Below are 25,253 nucleotides of genomic sequence, written 5' to 3' on the forward strand. Positions count from 1 at the left end.
TAAAACATATGCCATATCGTTTTTTAAAGTATTGCTTTACACCGCTGTGTTGTTTGTGTGTTATCTTAAATGTTAGTAGTCAAAATAATGAGTTAGACAGTTTAAAGAAAAAAGAAGAGATTCATAAAATTCTTTTTATTGGTAACGATATTATTTCTGCACACAACTTACCTGCTGCTGTAAAGCAAAAAGCGAAGTATTCTGGTTATACCATAGAAACTAAAATGATTACTACTTCAAACTACAATTATTCCGACCATTGGAATAAAAGTGGTGTGCAAAGTTTAATAAGCAGTAAGGTTTATGATGTGGTTGTTATTCAACAAAACCCCACCAATCGCATTAATAGTTACGATAATTTAGTCGATTACAGTAACAGGTACAGTAAACTTTGTAAAGAAAACAGTGTAATATTGGCCTTTTTTATGTGCTGGCCAGCTCTAGATCACTTTATTACATTCGATACCGAAATACTAAATTACCAACTTGTTTCAGAAACAAACGACGATGTATTATGCCCTGTAGGACAGGTTTGGAAAACATACTTCGATAAAACTAAGAAATTTGATTATTATGGCGACGACAATTTCCTACCTTCAAAAAAAGGAAATGATGTAGCGGCCCAGGTTGTTTTAAAAAGTATTTCAAAATACTTCAGGTAACCTCTTTTTTACCATAAAACCAACAAAACGCATAACCCATAAAAACATCTGTAAAGCCTTATTTTTAGTAAGTTTCCTCTGTGGAACTAAATACTGCTGAATATAAAATACGTACTAATGCGTATTTCACAAGACTATCTTTAAGTCTATATTTACATCAAACCCATTAATTACCAAACCGTTATGATACGCCTAAACTTAAAGCCCTCAGTAATTAAAAACATCAATTTTAATAAAAACGACGAAACTCTAGAGATAGAATTTAAACGCCATATTAATACCGCTCAGTGTATAAATATACCGTTATCTATTTTACAAGATTATGTTGAAACATTAAAAGACGACAAGGAAAATGATGACGACTATCAGCCAAATTTAACCGTAGTATATTCTAACTTTAAAGCGTCTTAATTAGTCTATACGTTCTATTTTAGCACCAATTGCTCTTAATCGTTCATCTATATTCTCGTAACCACGATCAATTTGCTCAATATTTTGAATCGTAGAAGTTCCTTTAGCCGAAAGTGCAGCAATTAATAATGAAACTCCAGCACGAATATCTGGCGATGTCATTGTGGTAGCCTTTAAAGTCGATTTATAATCATGACCAATTACGGTAGCACGATGCGGATCGCAAAGAATAATTTTCGCACCCATGTCTATTAGTTTATCTACAAAGAATAAGCGACTTTCAAACATTTTTTGATGTATTAATACACTACCTCTAGCTTGGGTAGCAACAACCAAAATAATGCTTAATAAATCGGGTGTAAATCCTGGCCATGGTGCATCAGAAATAGTTAGTATAGATCCATCAATAAAGCTTTGTATTTCATAACCATCCGTATGTGCAGGAATATGAATATCATCGCCTCGTCTTTCAACCGTAATACCTAATTTTCTAAACGTTGCAGGAATTACTCCTAAATCATTCCATGACACATTGGTAATAGTAAGCTCACTTTTTGTCATGGCAGCAAGACCTATCCAACTTCCTATTTCAATCATATCAGGAAGCATTCTATGTTCGGTACCACCTAAACTATCAACACCATCAACAATTAACATATTAGAACCAACACCACTAATTTTGGCGCCCATTCTATTTAGCATTTTACAAAGTTGTTGCAAATACGGTTCGCAAGCTGCGTTGTATATAGTCGTTTGGCCTTCTGCTAAAACAGCAGCCATTAAAATATTTGCTGTTCCAGTTACAGAGGCCTCTTCAAGTAACATGTAAGTTCCTTTAAGTCTTTTGGCTTCAACACCATAAAACTGCTCCTCTTTGCTATAACCAAATTTAGCACCAAGTTTTATTAAACCTTCAAAATGAGTATCTAAACGACGTCTACCAATTTTATCGCCACCAGGTTTAGGAATATATCCTCTACCAAATCGTGCTAATAATGGGCCAACAATCATTATAGAACCACGTAAACCACGACCATCAATTTTAAATTGATCGGACTCTAAATAATCTAAATCAACATTATCTGCCTTAAACGTATAAGAGCCTTTTGCTAGTTTTTCAACCTTTACACCTAACTTTTTTAATAAGCTTATTAGTTTATTAACATCAACAATATCTGGGATATTATTAATCGTAACAAGTTCTGGAGTTAATAAAACAGCACATAAAATTTGTAATGCTTCGTTTTTGGCACCTTGAGGCTGTATTTTTCCTTTTAGTTGGTGACCACCTTCAATTTTGAATGTTCCCATGCTTTGATTAGTAGCGTTTTCTTTGACGGTTATTAGTATTCTTTTTCTGGTGCGTTTTCTTATTATTGTTGTTATTAGAGTATTTCCCTTTAGTACGCAATAAACTTGTAGAGTCCGATAAATCCTCATCAGAATCCTTTAAGTTTAATTTACCTCCAGAAAGCTCGTATAAATGATCAAAAATAACAGCATCCTCAACAGTGTCCTTATTCCAATTTAAAAAACACTTTTTCATGTGGTTTGCAATAGTATAAGTTAAAGCTTCTTTAAGCTCGCCCTCTTCCCAAGTGTTTGCAACATCAATCATGGTTTTAATATTGTTTCCGTAAAAACGATATTTCGGGAAATTTTGTGGATATTCTAACGGGTCTGGACGCTCTTCGTAAATTTCCTTGGTAGGAATTTCGTAAGGCGAATCTACATCCAATTCAAAATTAGACATTATAAAAAGCTGATCCCAAAGTTTATGCTGAAAATCTGGAACATCTCTTAAGTGCGGTTGCATATTACCCATTACGGCAATAATAGCCTTAGCTACCTTATTACGTTCCTCTTTTGTTTCAAGTGTTTTAGCATGATTAATCATTTTTTGCATATGGCGACCATACTCAGGAATAATTAAATGTTCACGCTCGGTGTTGTATTCTAAATTATCTATCAAAATAAATGTGTAGAGTTATATATTTTTGCATGTAGTATTCTATGCAAGCGCAAAATACGAAAAAAAACTAAAGACTAATCACACCCTCAACCTTTTCTGCAACTTCTTTGTATTTATTAATAACAGCATCAGGGTTTTTCATGGTAACATTAATAGAAACGCTAGTATATTTACCGTTTTTAGACTCTTTAGTTTCAATAACAGCGCCTAAATAATTAAAAATTGTTTCTATTTGCTCTATCTTTTCCTTATCAGAAATTACAATAAATTTATACAAATACTCACTAGGCCAAAGCGATGTATCTAGCAATTGCGATTTTAATTTTTTGTAAAACTCTTCAGAATTTGGAGGTGTGCTCATATCTATAAAATTGAACTACAAATATACGGCACCAAACCACATTTAAAAACATAAAATTTTATTATTTGGGCGCTACCATCCCGATAACAATCGGGAGGTCGGGCTTGAAGCTTGTCTTGAGCAAAGTCGAAAGGTTACAAGTCCTCGCACCTCCTAAGTCGGGCTGTGGGCTATCCACTACAATCCCTAGCGCAACTATCCGCAAGCAAAATCTAACACCAAAAACCACAGTCCATTTACAATAGTTAGGCATCTACTTTTTTTTCAACATTAAAATTCCGATTTTTACAGCAAATAAAACAGCATTGAGCACAAAAAAAATAGTAATTACAGGTGGTCCAGGAACCGGAAAATCTACTTTAGTTAAAGCATTAATACAACAAGGCCATATCTGCCTCGAAGAAATTTCGCGTCAAGTAACCTTAAATGCTAAAAAGGATGGTGTAGACCAACTATTTTTAACCAACCCATTATTATTTAGCGAACTCCTTTTACAAGGCAGGCAACAACAATTTTTAGAAGCCGACCTCTATAAAAATAAAACCGTTTTTTTTGATCGTGGTGTGCACGATGTACTTGCCTACATGGATTTTATTGGCGACACTTACCCCGACAACTTTGTGCAAACCTGTAAAAAAGCCACTTACAATTTGGTTTTTATATTAAAACCCTGGGAAGCCATTTACACAAGCGATAACGAGCGCTACGAAACCTTCGATCAAGCACAAAAAATACACGACCACCTAGTTAACACCTACAAATCCTTTAATTACAAACTTATTGATGTACCTTTTGGTACCGTTAAAGAACGTACAGATTTTATTTTAAAAACAGTCAATATGTAATATGGAGCACCCCATTAACATATTAGAACGCTATTGGAAATACACAAGTTTTAGGCCGCAACAAGAAGCCATAATTAATTCGGTTATTGCAGGCGAAGACACTTTTGTATTACTCCCAACAGGTGGCGGAAAATCGATGTGCTTCCAAATTCCAGCTTTAGCAAAAAAAGGGATTTGCATAGTCGTATCGCCGTTAATAGCATTAATGAAAGACCAGGTTTTAGCCTTAAATAACAAAGGCATAAAAGCCATGGCAATTACTAGCGGCATAAGTTATAAAGAGCTTGACACCCTTTTAGATAATTGTATTTACGGTAACTACAAGTTTTTATACCTATCGCCAGAGCGTTTACAACAAGAGTTAGTGCAAAGTCGTATACAACAAATGCCGGTAAACTTAATAGCTGTAGATGAGGCACATTGCATCTCGCAATGGGGAAGCGATTTTAGGCCAGCATACAAAAACATTACGTTATTACGCCAACTACAACCCAGTGTAAATGTGGTAGCCTTAACCGCTTCGGCAAAACCAGAAGTGGTTCAAGATATTGTAAACGAGTTGGATTTTATAGATCCTAAAATATTTAAACAATCGTTTTACAGGCCAAATTTGGCGTATATGGTTTTTCATGAAAATGATAAATATTATAGGCTGGAAACTATATTAAAAAAGTACAGCGCATCATCAATAATCTATGTTCGTAACCGAAAACAAACACTAGATATAAGTGCCTTTCTAAGTTCTAAAAAAATTACTGCTACGCATTATCACGGCGGACTTTCAAATGTTGAGAAAGATGCAAACATGGCGGCTTGGTTAAACAACCAAAAACAGGTTATGGTAGCCACCAATGCCTTTGGTATGGGCATAGATAAGCCCGATGTAAAAACCGTTATTCATCTTACTTTACCCGAAAGTATTGAGAGTTATTTTCAAGAAGCTGGTCGTGTGGGACGAAATGGCGACAAAGCTTTTGCTGTAATTTTAAAAAACGATAGCGATAAAGCCTTGGTTAAAAACCAATTTTTAAGTGTATTACCCACGGTAAGCTTAGTTAAACAAGTGTACAGAAAGCTGTGTAACTATTTTCAAATATCGTATGGCGAAGGCGAATATTTAACCTTCGATTTCGATTTTAATACGTTTTGTAAAACCTATAAATTTAGTGCCATTACATGTTACAATGCGCTGTTAATATTAGATAGAAATAGTATAATAACCTTATCTAAACAATTTAAAAACAAGGTAACCGTACAATTTATAATTTCAAACAAAGCCTTGTTTAACTATTTGGAGACACACCAAAATTTCGGAATTATAGTAAAATCTATTTTACGCCTTTATGGCGGTGTTTTCGATCATGTTACAAAAATAGATCTGAAAAAGATTTGCGAAAAAGCAGCCATATCCGAGGGCAGATTAACCTACATATTGCAAGAATTAGAAAAGGACGAGATTATTACCTTAAACCTAGCAAAAACCGATGCACAGGTAACTTTTATTGAACCTCGCGAAGATGATAAAACCATAAACCGAATTGCTAAAACTATCGAGCAACAAAATAAATTAAAACAAGGGCAAGTAAAAGCCATGTTAGATTATGTTGAAAACGAATTGGTTTGTAAAAGTATACAGCTACTCTCCTATTTTGGAGAAACCGAAGCTGAAAACTGTGGCATTTGCTCGGTGTGCATACAAGCGAAGCATGATAAAAAGAAACCTGTAGATGGTAAAACGCTTAAAAAACGTGTTATTGAGTTGCTTGAAAATGGCGACCAATCGTCGCGCGCTATGGTAAAACAATTGCAATGTGAGCAAGAGGTTTTAAAACCCGTACTAAAATTATTATTAGAACACCAAATAATTGTAATTACACCAACAAATACTTATAAATTAAGCCATTTATAGGTGTGTGCTACTTGACTTTGTAAAAATTTTCTAATACCTTCGTTTAACGTCGGATATAAAACGATTTCATATCCGTAAAAACATTGTGAAGCATTGCGGAGAATTATAAACTGATTTTAAATAAACTAAATAAAAGCATACTTAATGAGTGAAGAACTAAAAGCTAATAACTACACAAAAAAAGGCGACAAATTCGGAGAGTTTGAATTCTTCAACATTGGTAAAACCAATTTATCTGAACTGAAAAAATACAAAATAGTTCCAAACATAGATTACGCAACTTACAAAAACACAATGCCAGATGGTCTTCTAGTTGATAGAAGAAACAGAAAAGCACTTGAAGTAATAACTGTAATAGAGTTTAAGAATCATAATAAATTTGATACAGCTATTAAAAGAACTCAAGCTTTTGAACAATGTAGCACCTATTGTCAGCTAGTCGGAGCAAAATTTGGAATCATTACTGATACTAGAGAATTCTATTACTTAAACCCTTCTGGAAATGATATCACTTACCTTGATGAAAAGAACAAAGAAAGGTCCTACAGCATAATACAAAATGAAGATGGTTATGATCTTAGTGTTAACTTCCCTATTTCTGTGGATGATCAAATTGAAGTTGATAAGGCACTAAAACTTATACAACGAATTACAAATTCAATCAGCGATACTTCTTCAAAACTTAAGCAAGAGCAAAAAATTAATCCTAAAAATCTAGCCAAAAGTGTTTGGCAATCAATATGGCTTGCTAGTGGTGAAAACCCAGACAAATGCTTATCCACTTTTATCGAAATATTTATTTTTCGCTTTTTAAGTGACCTTGAAATTCTTCAAGAAAATGAAAGTGGAGTATCGGTTACTTTTGAGGCTGTTTTAAAACTTGATAAAAATAAATCTCTTAAATATTATTTTAACAACGTTAGAAGTTATGTTAAAGAACTATTCCCAGAAAGTGATTTCGATAAGACTTCTATAATAAATGGCTTTGTTCTTGATCCAGAAATAACTGAACATAACGCATTGTTTTCAAGCATTCTAAGTTCTTTTAATAAATTTCTTATTGATGATAAAGGAAACCCAATTAAACTAAATAATATAGAACCAGAATTTAAATCTAAAATTTACGAGGATTTCTTAAAGAAAAGTATCAGTCAAAAGAATTGGGGACAATTTTTCACACCAAGAAGTATTGTAAAAGCAATAATTGAAATGTCAGGAATTGAATCACTTTCTCCAAACTCTGTCGTAGGTGATCCAGCTTGTGGTGTTGGTGGATTTCTATTAGAACCAACATTGTCTAAAAGAAGTTCTGACTATACTATTTCTAATGGCAAACTAAATTCAAAATTGATTTATTTAGGAGATGATAGAGACCCAAAAGTTATTATTCTAGCCAAAGCTAATATGCTAATTCATTTGTCAGATTTGTTGGCAAATAATAGAACTATTTCAAGAAATATCTCAAAAAAAATAAATGAGACATTTAAGTCGTTTCATTCATCAATATTAGGGTCTTTGACTGATTGTGCAACTGATAAATTTGATTTAATTCTTTCAAATCCGCCCTATGTTACAAAGGGTGTAACTAACTACAAAGATGCCATTAAAGAAAGCGGAGAATTGACTGATTATTATACAGTTAACGGAATGGGAGTTGAAAGCTTTTTTATGGAAAAAATTATTAATAGTCTTAAAGAAAATGGAAAAGCCTTTGTGATTATTCCAGATGGAATTTTAAATAGAGTTCATGAAAATAAATTAAGAGGCTTCATCAAGAAACATTGTACAATAAATGCTATTATCTCTCTACCAATAGGAGCTTTTTACTCAACTTTAAAAAAGACATATATTCTAGCTATTTCCAAAAAAAGCACTGCTATTGTTCAAAAAGACAAAGTCTTTTCATACTTAATTAGTGATATAGGAGAAAGCCTTGATGTTTATAGAAGCCCAATCGAAAATAATGATCTTAAGGACATGGTTCGTCAGTTCAAGTATTTCATGGCTGATAAAGATACTTTTGAGCCATTAAACATTAAATGCAAAACATTTGATATATCGCAATTCGCAAATGAGAATAATTGGTGTGTAGACAAATGGTGGTCAAGAGATGAAAAAGTAGAACTTGGAATTGAAGATTCAATTGATATAATTGATGTTGAGGAATTTAAAGATCAAACAGCAGCAATAGCAAAAAAATTAACTGGTTTTAAAACTAAAATTAACGCAATTAATGTTGATTTAAAAAAAGAAGAACTTAACATAATTCCAGTTAAAATTTCATCATTATTTAATCTTAAACAAGGAGACTCTTTTTACACACAAAAACGAATTAGGGAAAATTCATGGCAAGGTGATATTCCCGTTTACTCATCCAACACAAAGGACAATGGAGTTTTAATTCATATTGATGAAAAACATATCAAACTCAAAGATAAAGTATATGATTACTGCCTGACTTGGGCAGTTGATGGCACTTCAGCAGGCCATTTATTCGTTAGAAATAAAAAAAATAAATCAAGAAAAATTAATAAGAAATATCTATTTACTTTTAATAATCATTGCGGAGTTATGATCCCAAAGGAAAAGATTGAATTTTATTTAGATTGGTATAGACAAGGTGTTTATGTAGATTTAAGTCTTACTGAAGTTTACAGTTTCTTTGTTCGTTTAAAGGAAAGTTGTCCTAAAAAAAGCCTTACGTCAATTCAAAAAGTGCTAGCAGATATTTTTAATGACACTCTTAATTTAGAACAAAATTTAGATGAATTTAAATTTCAACTAGCAAAATGTGATTTTAAGAATATTGAGGTCACTGAAAAAATAATTAAAAAACTACTTCCAATTAGCACAAAATTTCTTGTGGACAGGATTGATATTGATTTAGAATATGTAAGCCGTAATGCGCAACCACTACTTTTTCAAAAAACAAGAAGTTATCGTAATCATAAAGTAGGTACTGGTCAAATCGTAGACGTAGAAATAAATATCCCAACTAATGAAGAAGGATATTTTGATTCAAAAAAAATGAAAGACATTGCCGCTGAGCAAATTAAATTGGAAAACATAAAAAACGAAATGTTGAAATCATTAGAGTCTCTCAGTCAATTGAATGTAGTGATCTAAATTAACAACGCTTCACAACAACGTATATAAAAAATAGCGGTTTAAGTGCCTAAACGAAAGATAAATATTAAAATAAAGGTCGGTTATAACCCGAAAATTTAGTGCTTAAAAACCCGCTACTTTTCATATACAAGACCGTTAAACGAACTTTTCCCAAAATCAAAACCAAATCAAATAAAAAAACAGAATTAAGCAAACATACCCGCGTTAGGGATTGAAAAGGATAGCCCACAGCCTGACGAAGGAAGTGCGAGGACTTGTATTGGAAAGCCCGACCCTTTATGGGTAACGCTAAAATATAAAAGAAAAAAAATGAAAGATTTAAGAATTGTTTTTATGGGTACGCCAGATTTTGCCGTTGCCACATTACAAACATTAGTAGAACATAATTATAATATAGTTGGTGTTATTACTGCACCAGACAAACCTGCTGGACGTGGCAGAAAACTTAATGAGAGTGCTGTAAAGCAATATGCCAAATCGCAAGATTTAACAATTTTTCAGCCTACAAACTTAAAAAGCGATAGTTTTATTGAAGAACTAAAGGCGGTTAATGCTAATCTTCAAATTGTAGTAGCTTTTAGAATGTTACCTAAAGTGGTATGGCAAATGCCTGAATATGGTACGTTTAACTTACATGCATCGCTACTACCAAACTACCGTGGTGCGGCTCCTATTAATTGGGCTATAATTAATGGTGAAACAAAAACAGGTGTTTCTACATTTTTTATTGATGAGAAAATTGATACTGGCGATATGATTCTGCAAGAGGAAATTGCTATTAAGCCAGATGAGAATGCTGGAGATTTACATGATACGCTAATGGCTATTGGAAGCGAGTTGGTTTTAAAAACAGTTGGTTTTATTGAAAAAGGCAACGTTGAAACTATTAAACAGAAGGACACGAGCGATATTAAAACGGCCTATAAACTTAATAAGGACAACTGCAAGATAGATTGGAATGCTCCTTTGGATGCTATTTTTAACCATATTAGAGGCCTATCGCCTTATCCTGCTGCTTGGTGTACCTTACTTAATGGTGATGATGCTTTAGATATTAAAATATATAAGGTAGAAAAAGAGAAAGAACTACATAATTTAGAGGTTGGAAAGATTATTTCTACAAAGAAGGAACTAAAGGTAGCAGTAATAAATGGTTACATAATTATTAAAGAAATTAAACTTCCGGGTAAACGCGCTATGGATATAAAGTCGCTTTTAAACGGTTATACTTTTAATGAAAATGCTAAAATGCTGTAAAGCCTTATTATCACTCATTTTACTAAAAACTCGACAAATAACGCTTCCTTTATTAACAAATGTCCTAAGTTATTAACAAAACCACGTATTTCCCTTGCTGTTACTTGTGTGGTTGAAGAATCCGTATAAATTTGTAAAGGATTTAACAAAAATGTTTAACCGAATTATTAATAATTAAATTTTATATTATGAACAAAACAGATTTAATCGACGCAATGGCAGAACACGCTGGAATTACTAAAGCAGCTGCTAAAAAAGCTTTAGAATGTGCAATTATTGAAATAGAAGGTGCTTTACAAAAAGGTAACAGAGTTTCTTTAGTAGGTTTTGGATCTTGGTCAGTTTCTAAAAGAGCTGCTAGAGAAGGAAGAAATCCTCAAACTGGTGCTACAATCAAAATAAAAGCTAAAAACGTTGTAAAGTTTAAAGCTGGATCTGATTTATCTAGTGCAGTAAACTAATTATTTACTTCTTAGTAAAAAAACAAGCTTCCATTTTTTTGGAGGCTTTTTTTTTATATTGCCATTAAGAGTTGCATTTTAAATAAATAAATCTTAGATTTAATTATTAATTGCTCAAAATATGGTTACAACAAAGCCCAAAAAAGGAGATCTATTAATTGCGGAACCTGCAATAATTGGCGATGTTTCATTTAATCGTTCCATAGTACTCCTTGCAGACCACTCAGATGAAGGTTCAATAGGATTTATACTTAACAAACCCTTAGAATATAATATAAACGATCTTATACCTGAGGTGGAAGCTACGTTTAAGGTATACAATGGCGGCCCTGTTGAACAAGATAACCTTTACTTTATTCATAAAATACCACATTTAATTCCTAATAGTATTGAAATTTCGTTAGGTATTTATTGGGGTGGAGATTTTACTAAAGTTGCCGAACTTATTAAGAATGATACTATAAAAGAAAATGACATTAAGTTTTTTCTGGGGTATTCTGGATGGGAAACTAGCCAGTTAGTTAATGAACTAAAAGCCAACTCGTGGGTAGTATCCAAAAACACCTATGAAAAGAACATTATAGAAAAAGATTATGAAAGTTTTTGGAAAGAAAAAATGTTAGAATTTGGTGGTGAATATAGTATTTGGTCTAATGCACCAGAAAACCCAAGTTACAATTAATAATTCAACTTCTGTTTAGCCTAATATAGGACTAACCCAATCTTATCTTTACATTTAATTTTTGCAGTAATAGCTTAGCTATCGCATTATCATAACTTTTTTTCCTGTATTTACTAACCGGTTGTATGCCTGTAATAACGTTGGTAATTAACATTTCGTCTGCTTTTTGAATTTCGAATGGCGAGATAGAATCTTCTTCCAATTGGTAATCCGGTAATGTTTTAATTATATTAATTAGTTGTGTACGCATAACTCCTTTTAAACAGCCATCGGCTAATGGTGGTGTTTTAATGGTATTGCCTTTTACTAAAAACACATTGCCATTTAAAGCTTCTACCACATGTTTGTTTGTATTAACTAATAAGCAGTTGTTTAAATTGTTTTCCTGGGCATAAATGCTTCCTACTACGTTAAGCGCCTTATTATTCGTTTTTAGCGTAGATAACAAACTAGGTGACACGTAATAATCTTTAAACAAATCGACTTCGTAAAACGCGTCGTTTAACAAGTAAAAGTTTTCTGAAAGTGGTTTTACAGAAATTATAAAACTTACATTTGAGGTGCTTGGTGTATAAAGCCCGCCTTCGTTTCTATGCACTTGTAATTTTACTCGTGCTGTTACTTTTAATTGACTGTTAGCCTCTAAGGTTTTAAGAATTTCGGCTTCTAAAAATTCCATGGTAAAACTCATAGGTATTTCCATACGCATAATACGCATAGATGCCATTAACCTAAAGTAATGGTCTTCCCAAAATAATATTTTACCACTTACTACCTTTATTGTTTCGAAAAGTGCATCACCATAAGCATACCCTCTATTTTGAATTGAAAGTATTGTGTTGTTCTCTGAAACTGTTCCGTTAAAATTTATCATAAAAAGAAATTATGTCTACCTTATTTTAAAAGCGCCACAAATATAAATAAAATAGCTTGGGGCAATCCCACGAAGTCTTAAAATATATAAAAAACAATAGCTAGTTTATAAAACGAAAAAACCTCGAAGCAAAGGCTTCGAGGTTTTTCTATTTATTTTTAAATACAATCTATTTATTAAGCAGAACCTAACACTTGCTTTAAGCTAGAAATCTGATTGGTCCATAACATTTTAGACTCATCGACCTCATCATCATCATCGGCAAAATCTGTAATCATTAATGAGACATCTTTAGTAATTTCGTCAACTTGAATTCTAATTTCAAAATAGCAAGATGATCCGTCTTCTTCATCTTCTATCCATCTGAATTTAACACGTTCGCCGCTTTTTTTATTTAGTAACTTAGCTTGCTCTTCACTATCATCCCAAATAAAGGTAAACAATTCACCACGAGAGTTTACATTATCTGAAAACCACTCGGATAAACCTGAAGGCGTTGAGATATATTGATATAATAATTGTGGAGAAGCTTGAATAGGAAACTCTATTTCAAATTTAACTTTATCGTCCATTATTTATGTTTAATATTATTGATGCTCAATATATACATAAATTGATAAGTTAAGCAAGAAAAATTAATAATAATTTCTTCAAGTTCTGTTTGCGTAGTACAATTTTGTTTTTATATTTGCAGCCTTAAATTATGGCGAGGTAGCTCAGCTGGTTAGAGCGTCGGATTCATAACTCGGAGGTCGCGGGATCGTGCCCCGCTCTCGCTACAAGGTATTAAAAGGAAAAGCTGAAGATTCGTCTTCAGCTTTTTTATTATAGGTACAACAAATGCCCTTTTTTTAGTCCTTATTATATTTAATTCCATAAGACATCAAATGATATTAAAACTTATTATTACTTTTTAAAAGTTCTTCGGAATATTAAAAATTTGCAGGTAATCCACCAGTATGCCAAAAGAGCACATTAGAGTTTTTTTCAATTTTGTTATTTTGAAGGTGGTCTAGTATTCCTTAAAACGTTCTTCCAGAATACACAGGGTCTAATAAAATGGCTTCAGTTTGTGCTAATTGTTTTATGGCCGACTTTTCGTTTTGAGTAATTACTCCATATCCAGGGCCATCATAATCTCTAATAATTATTGCATCTTTTATTGAGTATCTTTTTTTAATATATTTCTTTATGACCATTAAAAAAGAAGCTAAAAGGCCACGATACTTCAAAATTCAAACTTACCTAGTCCTTACTGCTATATTATCAATAATTCTATTACCGTTACTAACCTATTTTGGAGATTTCCGACCTATTACTCAGCCCTTAGTGTCTTTGGCTTTTTTTTAGTTACGGTAATGGAAATTAACAGCTATTTATACCGGTTAAAAAACACGTATATCCTAAAACGAAATATTGCAAAAGAATATAATTTAACGAATCGAGAGATTAAAATTGCTATTCAAATTATTAAGTGTGATAATTAAAAGAAAATATCCAAAAATATGTTTACTTCATATGGCACAGTTCGCAAACATGCATCTAATATTTTTATAAAGTCTAATGTTACCTATAAAGAGGCTTTTGTAAAAAAGTTTAAAAGTTAAAAAGTATGTGAACAAAAGTTCACATACTAAATACACAGATAAAATTTTGATTCTATTATAATTTTTAACATCTTAGAAATAAAATGAAATAGTAAGTCCCTAAAAAAATATAAACCAAATAGCTAGTAAATAACTAAAATTTCAAATACAATTTTAGTTATTTAATAGAGTAACAGTTAAGGTTAGTCTAAACTTATAATTTCTTGATTAGTTATTTGGCGTGAAGATGTTCCAACAGATAGTATAAACTTTCCTTCCTCAATTTTCCAATCATGAGTTTGTACATCCCAAAAAGAAAAGGCTTCATTTGTTAAATTAAAAGAAAAAGCTTTACTCTCATTAGGTGCTAATTTAATTTTATCGAAAGCTTTTAATTCCTTATTAGGCCTGATAACTGAACTTTGAAGATCTCCTACATATATTTGTACTACCTCACTTCCATTAGTTGAACCTGTGTTAGTTACTACCCCTTTTATATTTATTTGAGGATTATTTTTATTTGAATTAATTACTTGAATTTCAAAATCTGTAATTTTAAATGTAGTGTAACTTAAACCAAATCCAAATTCATAAGCTGGTGTAATTCCTTTGGTATCGAACCATCTATATCCCATTAATACGCCCTCTTTATAATCCATATCATATCCATGCAAAACCGAACGTTCTTCTGGTATAAAAGAAGCTTTAAGCGGAGCAGGGTCTACAATTGCACGAGGTGGCCATGTCTCTAAAGTGTGCGCTCCATAATCATTTAACTGCTTAGCCATTGTAAAACTAAGCTTCCCTCCTGGGTTGGCTTTACCACTTAAAATATGGGCAATGGCAGAACCTGTAGATTGTCCAGAATACCATGCACATAAAATAGCATCGACATCTCTTTCCCAAGTTTGAGTTTCAAAAGTACTAGCAGACTGAACTATAACAGCTGTATTAAAAATAGCACTCCACTTTTTTATTAAATTATTTTGATTATTACGTAATGAAATGCTTTTCATATCATGACCTTCGCTGCCTTGTTGACCTTCTGCAAAATATAAAACTGGATAGTTAAAATTTTTATATTGATTAAGTTCTTTTTGATTAAAGTCTTCTAGACTTTTAACCTCTATTAGCCTGTCCTTACCAAACATATTTATTAAACCTTGTAGTGGTGTTATAGAAAATTCTGAATCCACTTTGCTCGACCCTTTGCCAAAAGCTACACGTTTTAAGGCTGGTCCGGTTACAATTATTTTGCTCACCTTTTTAGCGTTTATAGGCAGAAAATTATTATTGTTTTTTAATAATACCATACCTTCAATTGCAGATTCTAAAGCCGCTTTTTTATGTTCTGGCGTATTAACTTTATTTAATTCTGACCTTTCATTATTATTTAATAACCCGGTGCGTTCGTAAAGTTTTAATATTCTAAAAACTCGTTCATTTAATTCATTTTCGTGAATTTCACCATCCCTTACTAATTGTAATAAATCTCCATTACCGTATACATAAGCACAAAAGCCCATACTCATATCTAACCCCCCTTTAAAACTAAGTAAAGGAGAATAAGCGGCTCTCCAATCACTTACAACTACACCATCATAATTTAATTGCCCCCTTAAAATATCATTCAAAATTATATCATTTTCAGCTACGTGTTTACCATTAACAAGGTTGTTACCAGCCATAATAGTCCAAACATTAGTTTCTTTAATAATTTTTTCAAAAGGCAACATATGTATTTCTCTTAAGGTCCTTTCGTCTAAATTAGAACTAATAAAATGTCTTAAGCCATCTATATCGTTAGCTACAAAGTGTTTTGCACAACCCGCAATATTATGTTTTTGTAATTCATCAATATAAACATTAGCAAGTGTTCCTGTTAAATAAGGGTCTTCGCCCATATATTCAAAGTTTCTACCTCCTAATGGTGATCGCATTAGGTTTACTCCAGGGCCAAATAAAACTTGCTTATCCAAAGAAACCATTTCATTAGCTAAAACATTAGCATATTTTCTAACTGCTTCAGTATCCCAAGTACAAGATAGTGCAAGCGTAGATGGTAGCGAAGTTGTTGCTTGATTTTCATCAAAATCTCTTAACCCTACAGGACCGTCAAGCATTTTAATTGTTGGTATATTTAATCTAGGAATACCTCCGCTTTCAAAACGAAGAGGAATACTATCTGAAATAAAACCATGTACGAGGCTTACTTTTTCCTCTAATGTTAATTGATTAATTATATTATTTATAACATCATCTTTTTTAGTATTAGTCTGTCCCCAGCTTAAGCAAGAAAAAGTTATTAATAATGTGAGAATAATTTTATTGTTGGTCATTTTATATATGATTTTGAAGTGCGTAAATCTTTTTTTAGTATTAATCTAAAATCCATACTGGTGCTAACCAAGATACGGGTGAAACATTATTGTTACTAGGATTGGGATTATCCCAAACTTGAATAAACAAATACGAATCGATTTCTTTATTTTTAACTGAAATATTCCAATAATTTTTATGCTTTAAATTTTCCGATTTAATAGACTTTATTACTTTTCCATGATGCGTTACTAAATCTATTTGAGATATTTTATCACTATTATCATTTATATCTGGGTCATTAATATAAATTTTTAAATTATATAGGTTTGATTGCTTAATAGTACTCCCCATAACTGAATCGTTTACAGAATAACGACACTCCAAGTTTTTGTCAAAAGAGGCATAAGTCCTTCTCTTTCGCATAGCTGTTAAAATATCTCTTGGTGAATTATTTTCAGCCAAAACAAAAGTTCTTGATTGTGCTTCTGGAATTTCTGTATAATTATGATTATCGATACCCGCAACAGGAGATACCTTCCACCCCTTATCTAAAGCATTAATAAAACCATCATATTTAGGTTTTTTGTTGTTTATTATTTCCAATAACGTTATTAATTCAGTAATCTCATCATCACGATATGCCCAGTTATTAAATTGATCTTTATTTGGGTGATTGAAGGTTACTACTACAGGGTTTCCTGTTGTTAAGTTTTTAGGATTCTCTTTAAGCCAATTATAAAAATATGGAATATCAATTCCTGGACGTATCGCATTAATATAAGAAGACGAGCCAATTACATTATAATGACCTCTACCATTATTGCTATCATTTTCTGAATGTTCAACCCCCATAAACGCCGAGAAATTATTTTTAGAAGCTATTTCAGCCTGTTTTTTAGCAATTGCCCATGACGAATTATTTGTAGCATTAGGAAAAAATGCTTCTTCTTGTGAATGATCTGTAACACAATAAAAATCGTAATTGGCCTTAATAGCCTCTTCATAATGTTTTTCGGGTAAACCTTGAAACAGGTCCCAGTTTTCTTTTAACTCCTTGTTTTTAGGTCGACTTAAAAAAAGTGAATCTGTAAACAAGACCTTGTCGCCTTTTACAAAACCCGAACTACGTTTTAAATGACCTCCATGAGAATAGGATAATATAGAATGAGCATGGGTGTTACCATTAAAAGCTTTTAAATTTTTAAATGGTATTTCTTGCACTTGACCAATTATTGAACAACAATGTAAATAAAGAAAAATACAAAATAAGGCTTTCATTTTTTTCATAATTAATTTATTCCATTTAACTGTAGTGTTACATATCATAATATAAGAGTAAACATAAGTGCTATATTTTATAACAACGACTATGGTGTTTGTTTTTAAGTATTAATATTAATCATTAGAAGAAATTAACAAGCCTTTACCATCTGTTACTATAACAATATAATCATCAGATGCGCTCATATCAATTGCTGTTGCCGCTACTTCTCTCAATGTATCATCGGCTTTATCAAGCCAACCATTTTGAGTGTTATGAGGGTTGTTAAGTCTATATAAAAAACAATCGGGATTGCTTGCATTTTCAGGTCTTGCATATACTAATAAACGACCACTAGGATCTAAAGCCATTGCTCCTGGGTTATCTTTTGGATAGTTTAAATTAACCTCAGAAGGAGAACCTCCAACTGAAGCATTAGCAATTCTAAATACATCTTCATCAGTAGAAACATACAATATATCATTGGAACTATCGTAAGCTAAATAACCTTCATCTTTTCCAACTGGTTTCGTTAGAATTTTAGTCCAACTCACACCGTAATCTGTCGTTCTCCAAACACCAGTTAGCCTATCATACATAAATGTAGTTGTAGTACCATTAGTTACCACTGAACACCTAAGCCCATTGTTAGATTGGAGGTTCGTAAAAGCTGGAGTGCTACGTGAAACCCAATTAGTTGAAAAATTATTACTGTTTGAAGGTCTATCCGAGGTTATAATCTCTCCATCATCTACTGCAGCAATTATACGCTCAGTTCCACCAGGAAACTCAACCCAAGAACAACCTATAATCCTCTTAGGAGAAGGTGTACCGGTAACTTCGTCAACAATTGGGGAAGATGAGGAAAGTGAAGAAACGATTCCAAACTTACCTGCTGTAGTATTATTATCCCGTTCATTAGCGGCAAGTGCCACCTCCGACCCATCAGGCGAAAAAGTGATTCCATGACCCGTAGTTACACCTCCTAGTCCTGCAGAATACCAATTAGCACCTCCGTCACTAGATGTTACCAAATCATGATCTGTATTCCCAACTGCAATTACACCAGACTGATTTATATCTACATCTCGATAAGTTAAGATTTGAAAACCATTAGCAGGCTTCCAAGTAACTCCTGAATCATGAGTAGTCCAAATAGCTGAAGTAGAACACACAACCCATTTTCTATTATCATGTGGCGATACCTGAATTGAGGCTATATCACAATTGGATTTACCTAAAGCCCAATTTCCATGCTTTTGAAATACAAGTAAATCTTGAGTACCATCCCATGGTGTATTAGATACTCCCGAAGCTGTCGTATTAGTCCAAGTTGTTCCACTATCCTCGGATAGCCAAATATCTCCATCACCATCTGCAGTACCAACAACAACTCTATCAGTATTCCAATTTCTCTCATACCCACTTATAGCAGTTGACATAACTGATGTACCTATACTACCAGTAATATCAGATAAATTACCATTAGATGGCACATATCTTCTTACCCCAAATCTGCCACATGCTAGATAAAGTCGGTTTCCTAAAACAACAATAGATTCTACTACATCTGGTATATTTGAAATTTGTGTACCTGAAGGCGACGAAGTATTTAAACCGCTTATAAGCCACAATCCTTTATTCGGAATAGATGAATCATCCCCCCATAATCCTACATAAACTGCATTAGGATCATTAGGAGACATGGCCATAGCACGTACATGAACTGCACCACTATTAAACACATTATTTATCTTAGTCCAACTTGAACGGTTATTGGTTGAAATCCATACACCATCCTTATAGGTACCAGCTACCCAAGTTGAACCACTTACCCATTGAATTAAACTTGCATCTGTAGATCGCGGTCTTCCCGTTGGTAAAGGCACATTACTATTTTGAGCGGAAAAAGAAATATCGGAAGAATCCACGTTCCAAGAATCTCCATTGTCAGTAGAAGAAATTACTTCTCCTCCTATACCTTTAAAGCCTGTTCCTCCAACAATTACTGTACTTCCATTAACATCAATAGCATTTAAAGTAGCTATTTTTTGATGAGAATCTTGGTATCCTAACCCTTTACATTTAGTTTTAAAACTTTTACCATAATTAGTTGAGACACCTGTTCCTCCAATATCCGATCCAAAGTAAACTTTATTAGGATCATTAGGGTCCCAGGTTACTACATTAGGATATCCTCCGCCTACGGGTCCAGACTGTTCAAAAGCTATCGTTCCCGAAATTAGATTAGATGAAGTATTTTGGGTTAATAAAACACTTTCATTATTTTCCTCGGAAACAAAATCTTTTTCATGACACCCCAAGAAAAAACTTGAAAGAGTTAAAATACAATAAAATACCTGCTTATTTTTTTTAAAACGTTTCATAATATTATATTAGTTAGTTAGTATACATTTTATAAATCATTCTAAATCTGCCGGTTACACAGATTTGAATCCATCATCTTAAATAGTAACAATATCTATTTAAACTATAAGTTTCTTTGTTTAAAAATTTGACTATCTTTTAGATAAATAAAACAACCTACATTCACAAGTACTAATGAGCCATAGCCATACATTACTAATTACCTAAAAAAACAACACTTTAACATTTAATTAATTTGGATAACTTTTAGAAACGAGAAGTCCTTTTCCCGAAGTTGTTAAAACAACCTGATTTTCTAAAATATCTATATCTGTCACTGGTGGTGCTACTCTTTTAAACGTTTCATCTGCAACATCAACCCACATATTTTTATCGGTACTTGGATTGCTATTACAATACAACGCACAATCAAAATTACCTGCAATTAGTGGCTCTGCATACACCAATAAACGACCAACTGAATCTAAAGCTAGTGCTCCTGGTTTACTAGTTGGAAACGATAAATTATACGTTGAAATCTCTGTCGATGCATTTTTTAATAAAATAACTTCATTTGGAGTGGATACATATAAATTATCGTTAGCACTATCATAAGCCAAATAACCTTGATCACTTCCTGCGGTAGTTGTTAAAATTTGACTCCAAGTTTCACCATAATCCGTGGTTCTCCATACACCAGTTTGTCTGTCGTAAATAAAAGTAATTGAGGCTCCATCTGTTTCCACAGCACATCTAAGTCCATTATTAATTTGAGCACCCATGAATGCGTTACTGCGTATAGTCCAATTTGACCAGTATCCATTACTACGATCTATGGTCCTAACACCTCCATCATCAATAGCTACAATAATTCGCTCTGTTTTATTAGGAAGATGTACCCAAGAGGAACCAATAATTCTCTTTGGTGAAGCCGTGTTACTAATTTCTTTAATTTCTGGAGATAAAGGCGTGTTAGGACTTGATGCTATTCCAAATTTACCATCCGATGTATTATTATCTCGTTCATTAACCGCAAAGGCTAATTCTTCACCATTTGGTGAGAACTTTAATCCATTACCAGTAGTTACGCTTTGTAATCCTATTGCCGTCCATTTAGAGCCCTGATCGGTTGACAATAACACATCATGATCTACATTAGCAACAGCAATAACCCCAGTTTTACTAATCTCAACATCACGGTAAGTTAAAATTTGAAACCCATTAGCTGGACGCCAAGAACTACCTGCGTTATCTGTAGTCCAAATTGCCGAAGTAGAACAAACTACCCAAGCATCAGGATTATGTGGAGATATTTGAATTGTTGCCACATCACATTTTGCGCCTCCTAATGCCCAATTACCATGTTTCTCAAAAACAATTAAATTTTCATTACTACCCCATGGATTAAACGATACTCCCGAAGCCGTAGTATTAGTCCAACTTGACCCACTATCTTCTGAAACCCAAATATCACCATTACCTTCAGCAGTACCAACTACAACTCTATCGGTATTCCAAGATCTTTCAACACCATGTATAGCTGTAGACATAACCGTATTACCTATATTTCCAGTAATATCAGAAAGATTATTATTTGATGGAACAAATCGTCTAACTCCAAATTTTCCGCAAGCCAAATACAAACGATTTCCTAAAACGGTTATGGACTCAACTACATCTGGAATACCTGATACCTTTGTTGCTTGAGGCGAACTATCTAAATTACTTATGCGCCATAACCCTTTATTTTCAATAGATGAATTATCACCCCATAAACCTACATAAACCGTATTCACATCATCGGGAGACATAGCCATAGCACGTACAAATACATCCCCATTAAATACTTTTAACCTGGTCCAACTATTTCGATTGTTAGTTGAAATCCAAACACCATCTTTATAGGTGCCAGCCACCCAAGTTGCCCCACTAACCCATTGAATTAGACTAGGGTCTGTAGAACGTGGACGTCCTGTTGGCAATGGTGCATTACTATTTTGTGCTGAAAAAGAAATATCGGACGAATCATGACTCCATGTTTCTCCACCATTAGATGAAGAAATAACCTCACCGCCAGCCCCCTTAAAACCTGTACCTCCTACAATTATAGTACTTCCATTTACATCAATGGCGTTAAGAGCTGCTATTTTTTGATGTGAATCTTCGTATCCTAAACCTCGTGCTGAAGATTCAAAATCTTTACCATAATTAGTTGATTTACCCGTACCTCCTATATCTGATCCAAAATAAATTTTACCTGCTTCATTGGGATCCCAAGTTACTACATTAGGATATCCTCCTCCAACAGGTCCACCTTGTTCAAAATTTATAACACTTATATCAGTATTTAAAATTTCTTCATCGGGATTATTATTTGTTGGCGTTTCGTTATCAATAACTTCTTGTTCTGTTTCAATAAAATTTTTTTCTTGACAAGATGAAAATAAACTAGAAGTAATAAAAATTACAAAAAACACCTGTTTAATTTTAATTAATTTCGTTTTCATAAAGATCTTAGTTTGCAAATTTTATTTTTTATTAGTTCTCTTTTTTATCTTCACCTTTAATATCTTCAAATACTTTAATCATTTCATGAAGTTTAGATGCATTAGATTGGGCTAAATTTTCTTGTTCACCAATATCATTAATAAGATTATATAATTGATAATCGCCTAAACTCCCCGTTACTATATTTTGGCTTTTCATTACTTTAGGTCCCTTATGAGGCGGAATCATAACCCATTCATCTTTTCTAAGTGCTGTTTTAGACATGGCCTCAATTACTAGCTCTGTCCTACCAACAGAACTCTTACCTAAAAACGTGCTTAGTAAATTTTTACTATCAGTTTTAGTAATACTTTCACCTACTAAATCTGATAAAGAAGCTAATATATCTAATTGAGAGACTAAGGCTTTAGAAACACCTGGCTCAATATTTCCTTTCCAATAGGTTAATAAAGGAATATGAGTTCCTGCTTCTAACAGACTGTATTTCCCACCACTAAATTCCCCCCAAGGTTTATGGCTACCAAGCTTTTCAACCGCATCATCATAGTATCCATCATTTAAAACTGGTCCATTATCACTTGTAAAAATTATTAAGGTATTATTTAAAATATTTTTTTCTTCTAAAGTTGATATTAATTGACCTATAGTCCAATCTGCTTCCATAATGACATCTCCACGAGGCCCCATTCCAGATTTTCCAACAAATTTTGGGTTAGGAGTTCTTGGAACATGTGGTTGGTGCAAAGCAAAATATAGAAAAAAAGGATTATCCTTATTATCTGTGACAAAACGTTGCGCTTCTTTTAAAAACGTTTTAGACATGGTGGTATCTACCCATTTAGCATTCGTACCTCCTTTCATAAAACCTATTCTAGGAATCCCGTTTACAATACTGTTATTATGAGTGTGATGCCATTTCATTTCTACCAATTCTGGATGATCTAAAGCTGTTGGTTCTCCTATGAAATTTTCTTCGTAACTCACTTCTATAGGATCATTAGGATCTAGATTAACTACATTTCCATTTTCAATATATACCGTTGGTACCCGATCTTGAGTGGCAGCCATTATATAGGAATGATCGAAACCTACTTGATTAGGTCCCAAAGCAATTTGTTTATTCCAATTTAAAGTGCCATTTCCAAGACCTAAATGCCATTTCCCAACAATACCTGTAGTATATCCTGCCTTTTTCAAGACCTTAGCAATGGTCTCTTGATTTTCATCTATTAAAAGAGGTGCGGTTCCTGTAAGTATTTTGGCATCCTTTTTTCTCCATGGATACATCCCTGTTAAAAGAGCATACCTACTTGGTGTACAGGTTGCCGAACTTGCATACCCATTTTCAAAAACCATACCTCCATTTGCTAAATTATCGATATGTGGTGTTGCTATTTCGCCTCCATTAAACCCTACATCTCCATATCCAAGATCGTCCATATAAATTAAGACAATATTTGGTTTGCTATCGGTTTGTTGTATTTTATTTTTTGCCTTATTACATGATAAGACTAATAAAAAACATAATAACAAATAAGATTTATTAAGGAAGGATAAGATATGCTTTTTCATATTTGATTTCATTTTCTATATTAATTAGATTATTGTCCTTTGGTATCAATGATCTATATTATTAACTTCAACAACTACTTTATTTCTACAACCACCTTAAAATCACTAACCTTAAAACAGAAGGTGTTCAAAAAAAATCATTGCGTTGTTGCTATTTATTTAACTATGCTAAGTTAAATACACCAACTCCTAAGGCTCGACATTAAAAGTAGTTGGAATAATAAAAGTATCGCTACTTTCATTTAATGTTTCGGTACGAGACCTTCTAGATAAGAGCTCAATCTTATAATCACCTATGGTATTAAACGTTATTGTGTCTATAACTTTTTTCTCAAAATCACCTTCTCTATCTAGTGATTGACTATCTATTGTAATTCTATCCTCCTCGTTTTCTTCATTAGTTAAAACTTTCCATGTTGTAAAATGCGGTCTTGCATTATTATTCTCCACAAAATTACTTTGATCCTCAATAATTAATTTATCACCAACATTTAATGTTACAACTGATGTATTTTCATAATCTATAATGGTTTCATTTAAGTATCTAATTTCCGGTTTAGCTACAACGGTATCATACACATCAATTGAAAATTCGTGTTCTGCAATCCATTTTCCGTCTATATTAACGGTAGCAATTGTATCTTCAATAGATGTATTGGTTTCTACATCGAAAACATTATACCGGTAAGATGTAGAATCTGCAAACTCACCATAATACTTTATTCGAGTATCTGAATTACCTTTTTTAAATAGGACACTAACAGTTTTTTCATTTGAAGTATTAGTTACAGGTTCTTTAATATAGCTATCGTGATGAGGCAAATTGTTCGGTATTGGACCTTCTAGAAAAAATGAATTATCTGGAATAGTCCATTCGGTAACCAATGCTCCGGCGGAAATATCGCTAAAGGAGAAAAATTGATTAACCTCTGAATCTCTAACCTCATTTGCACCAGAACTCATTGTAATAAAAAGGTCCGTAAAAGATGGCGGTGTTTCGTAATCATCTTCATTACAACTAGTAATAAGTATAATAGGCAGTAAAAACAAAATTTTTAATATGTTATTCATAAT

Annotated in this window: 20 protein-coding genes and 1 tRNA gene; 9 read left to right on the plus strand and 12 right to left on the minus strand. The window is 32.9% G+C overall.

Going from position 1 to position 25,253, the window contains the following annotated elements; all coding sequences use genetic code 11:
• Nucleotides 1–8: 8 nt before the first annotated feature.
• Nucleotides 9–662, plus strand: coding sequence for an SGNH/GDSL hydrolase family protein (locus tag HNQ90_RS12205; protein WP_144116319.1), 654 nt, complete (start codon nt 9–11; stop codon nt 660–662).
• 183 nt (nt 663–845) lie between these two features.
• Nucleotides 846–1,073 (plus strand): hypothetical protein, encoded by a 228-nt coding sequence (locus HNQ90_RS12210; protein ID WP_144116320.1) that lies wholly within the window; start codon nt 846–848, stop codon nt 1,071–1,073.
• Here HNQ90_RS12210 and murA read toward each other — a convergent pair whose 3' ends face one another.
• The 3 genes from murA to HNQ90_RS12225 form a co-directional block, all read right to left on the minus strand.
• A complete protein-coding gene (murA, locus tag HNQ90_RS12215) occupies nt 1,074–2,384 on the minus strand; it encodes a UDP-N-acetylglucosamine 1-carboxyvinyltransferase (RefSeq protein ID WP_144116321.1) in 1,311 nt (436 codons plus the stop codon).
• 7 nt (nt 2,385–2,391) lie between these two features.
• Complete coding sequence (locus tag HNQ90_RS12220; RefSeq protein WP_144116322.1) at nt 2,392–3,045, minus strand: DUF4290 domain-containing protein; 654 nt, start codon at nt 3,043–3,045, stop codon at nt 2,392–2,394.
• Nucleotides 3,046–3,112: 67 nt separating this feature from the next.
• Nucleotides 3,113–3,406, minus strand: coding sequence for a DUF493 family protein (locus HNQ90_RS12225; RefSeq protein WP_144116323.1), 294 nt, complete (start codon nt 3,404–3,406; stop codon nt 3,113–3,115).
• Nucleotides 3,407–3,711: 305 nt separating this feature from the next.
• On the opposite strand from HNQ90_RS12225, the gene HNQ90_RS12230 reads away from it, so the two are divergent.
• The 6 genes from HNQ90_RS12230 (at nt 3,712) to HNQ90_RS12255 (ending at nt 11,689) form a co-directional block, all read left to right on the plus strand.
• Entirely contained in the window at nt 3,712–4,251 is a 540-nt protein-coding gene (locus HNQ90_RS12230) for an AAA family ATPase (RefSeq protein WP_144116324.1), read from the plus strand.
• 1 nt (nt 4,252) lies between these two features.
• Nucleotides 4,253–6,160: a RecQ family ATP-dependent DNA helicase gene (locus HNQ90_RS12235; RefSeq protein ID WP_144116325.1), complete on the plus strand. Its 1,908-nt coding sequence runs from the start codon at nt 4,253–4,255 to the stop codon at nt 6,158–6,160.
• 144 nt (nt 6,161–6,304) lie between these two features.
• Complete coding sequence (locus HNQ90_RS12240) at nt 6,305–9,286, plus strand: N-6 DNA methylase (RefSeq protein ID WP_144116326.1); 2,982 nt, start codon at nt 6,305–6,307, stop codon at nt 9,284–9,286.
• 312 nt (nt 9,287–9,598) lie between these two features.
• The gene (fmt, locus tag HNQ90_RS12245; protein WP_172625863.1) at nt 9,599–10,546 is read left to right on the plus strand and encodes a methionyl-tRNA formyltransferase; all 948 of its coding nucleotides are present in this window, start codon (nt 9,599–9,601) and stop codon (nt 10,544–10,546) included.
• 188 nt (nt 10,547–10,734) lie between these two features.
• On the plus strand, nt 10,735–11,007 hold the full coding sequence (locus tag HNQ90_RS12250) for an HU family DNA-binding protein (RefSeq protein WP_034040429.1): 273 nt from the start codon (nt 10,735–10,737) through the stop codon (nt 11,005–11,007).
• 121 nt (nt 11,008–11,128) lie between these two features.
• The gene (locus tag HNQ90_RS12255; protein ID WP_144116327.1) at nt 11,129–11,689 is read left to right on the plus strand and encodes a YqgE/AlgH family protein; all 561 of its coding nucleotides are present in this window, start codon (nt 11,129–11,131) and stop codon (nt 11,687–11,689) included.
• Between the two features lie 31 nt (nt 11,690–11,720).
• Here HNQ90_RS12255 and HNQ90_RS12260 read toward each other — a convergent pair whose 3' ends face one another.
• Nucleotides 11,721–12,563 carry an aminotransferase class IV gene (locus tag HNQ90_RS12260; RefSeq protein ID WP_144116328.1) on the minus strand — a complete coding sequence of 281 codons (843 nt, stop codon included), beginning with the start codon at nt 12,561–12,563 and terminating at the stop codon, nt 11,721–11,723.
• A gap of 176 nt (nt 12,564–12,739) precedes the next feature.
• Nucleotides 12,740–13,135: an START-like domain-containing protein gene (locus HNQ90_RS12265; protein WP_144116329.1), complete on the minus strand. Its 396-nt coding sequence runs from the start codon at nt 13,133–13,135 to the stop codon at nt 12,740–12,742.
• Nucleotides 13,136–13,268: 133 nt separating this feature from the next.
• Between HNQ90_RS12265 and HNQ90_RS12270 the strand changes: the two genes are divergently transcribed.
• Nucleotides 13,269–13,342: transfer RNA gene (locus HNQ90_RS12270), tRNA-Met, on the plus strand.
• Nucleotides 13,343–13,585: 243 nt separating this feature from the next.
• Here HNQ90_RS12270 and HNQ90_RS12275 read toward each other — a convergent pair.
• From HNQ90_RS12275 to HNQ90_RS12305, 7 genes are all read right to left on the minus strand, one after another.
• Nucleotides 13,586–13,762 carry a hypothetical protein gene (locus HNQ90_RS12275; protein WP_172625864.1) on the minus strand — a complete coding sequence of 59 codons (177 nt, stop codon included), beginning with the start codon at nt 13,760–13,762 and terminating at the stop codon, nt 13,586–13,588.
• Nucleotides 13,763–14,352: 590 nt separating this feature from the next.
• The gene (locus HNQ90_RS12280) at nt 14,353–16,488 is read right to left on the minus strand and encodes a beta-glucosidase (protein WP_144116330.1); all 2,136 of its coding nucleotides are present in this window, start codon (nt 16,486–16,488) and stop codon (nt 14,353–14,355) included.
• A 40-nt stretch (nt 16,489–16,528) separates the two neighbouring features.
• A complete protein-coding gene (locus HNQ90_RS12285; protein WP_144116331.1) occupies nt 16,529–17,758 on the minus strand; it encodes a CehA/McbA family metallohydrolase domain-containing protein in 1,230 nt (409 codons plus the stop codon).
• Between the two features lie 108 nt (nt 17,759–17,866).
• Entirely contained in the window at nt 17,867–20,119 is a 2,253-nt protein-coding gene (locus HNQ90_RS12290) for a hypothetical protein (RefSeq protein ID WP_144116332.1), read from the minus strand.
• A 231-nt stretch (nt 20,120–20,350) separates the two neighbouring features.
• A complete protein-coding gene (locus tag HNQ90_RS12295) occupies nt 20,351–22,606 on the minus strand; it encodes a hypothetical protein (RefSeq protein ID WP_144116333.1) in 2,256 nt (751 codons plus the stop codon).
• Nucleotides 22,607–22,637: 31 nt separating this feature from the next.
• On the minus strand, nt 22,638–24,179 hold the full coding sequence (locus tag HNQ90_RS12300) for a sulfatase-like hydrolase/transferase (protein ID WP_241678353.1): 1,542 nt from the start codon (nt 24,177–24,179) through the stop codon (nt 22,638–22,640).
• Between the two features lie 189 nt (nt 24,180–24,368).
• A complete protein-coding gene (locus tag HNQ90_RS12305) occupies nt 24,369–25,250 on the minus strand; it encodes a hypothetical protein (protein ID WP_144116335.1) in 882 nt (293 codons plus the stop codon).
• Nucleotides 25,251–25,253 lie beyond the last annotated feature (3 nt).

Origin of the sequence: Algibacter amylolyticus (assembly GCF_014202225.1) — a bacterium.
Classification (GTDB): Bacteria; Bacteroidota; Bacteroidia; order Flavobacteriales; family Flavobacteriaceae; genus Algibacter_B; species Algibacter_B amylolyticus.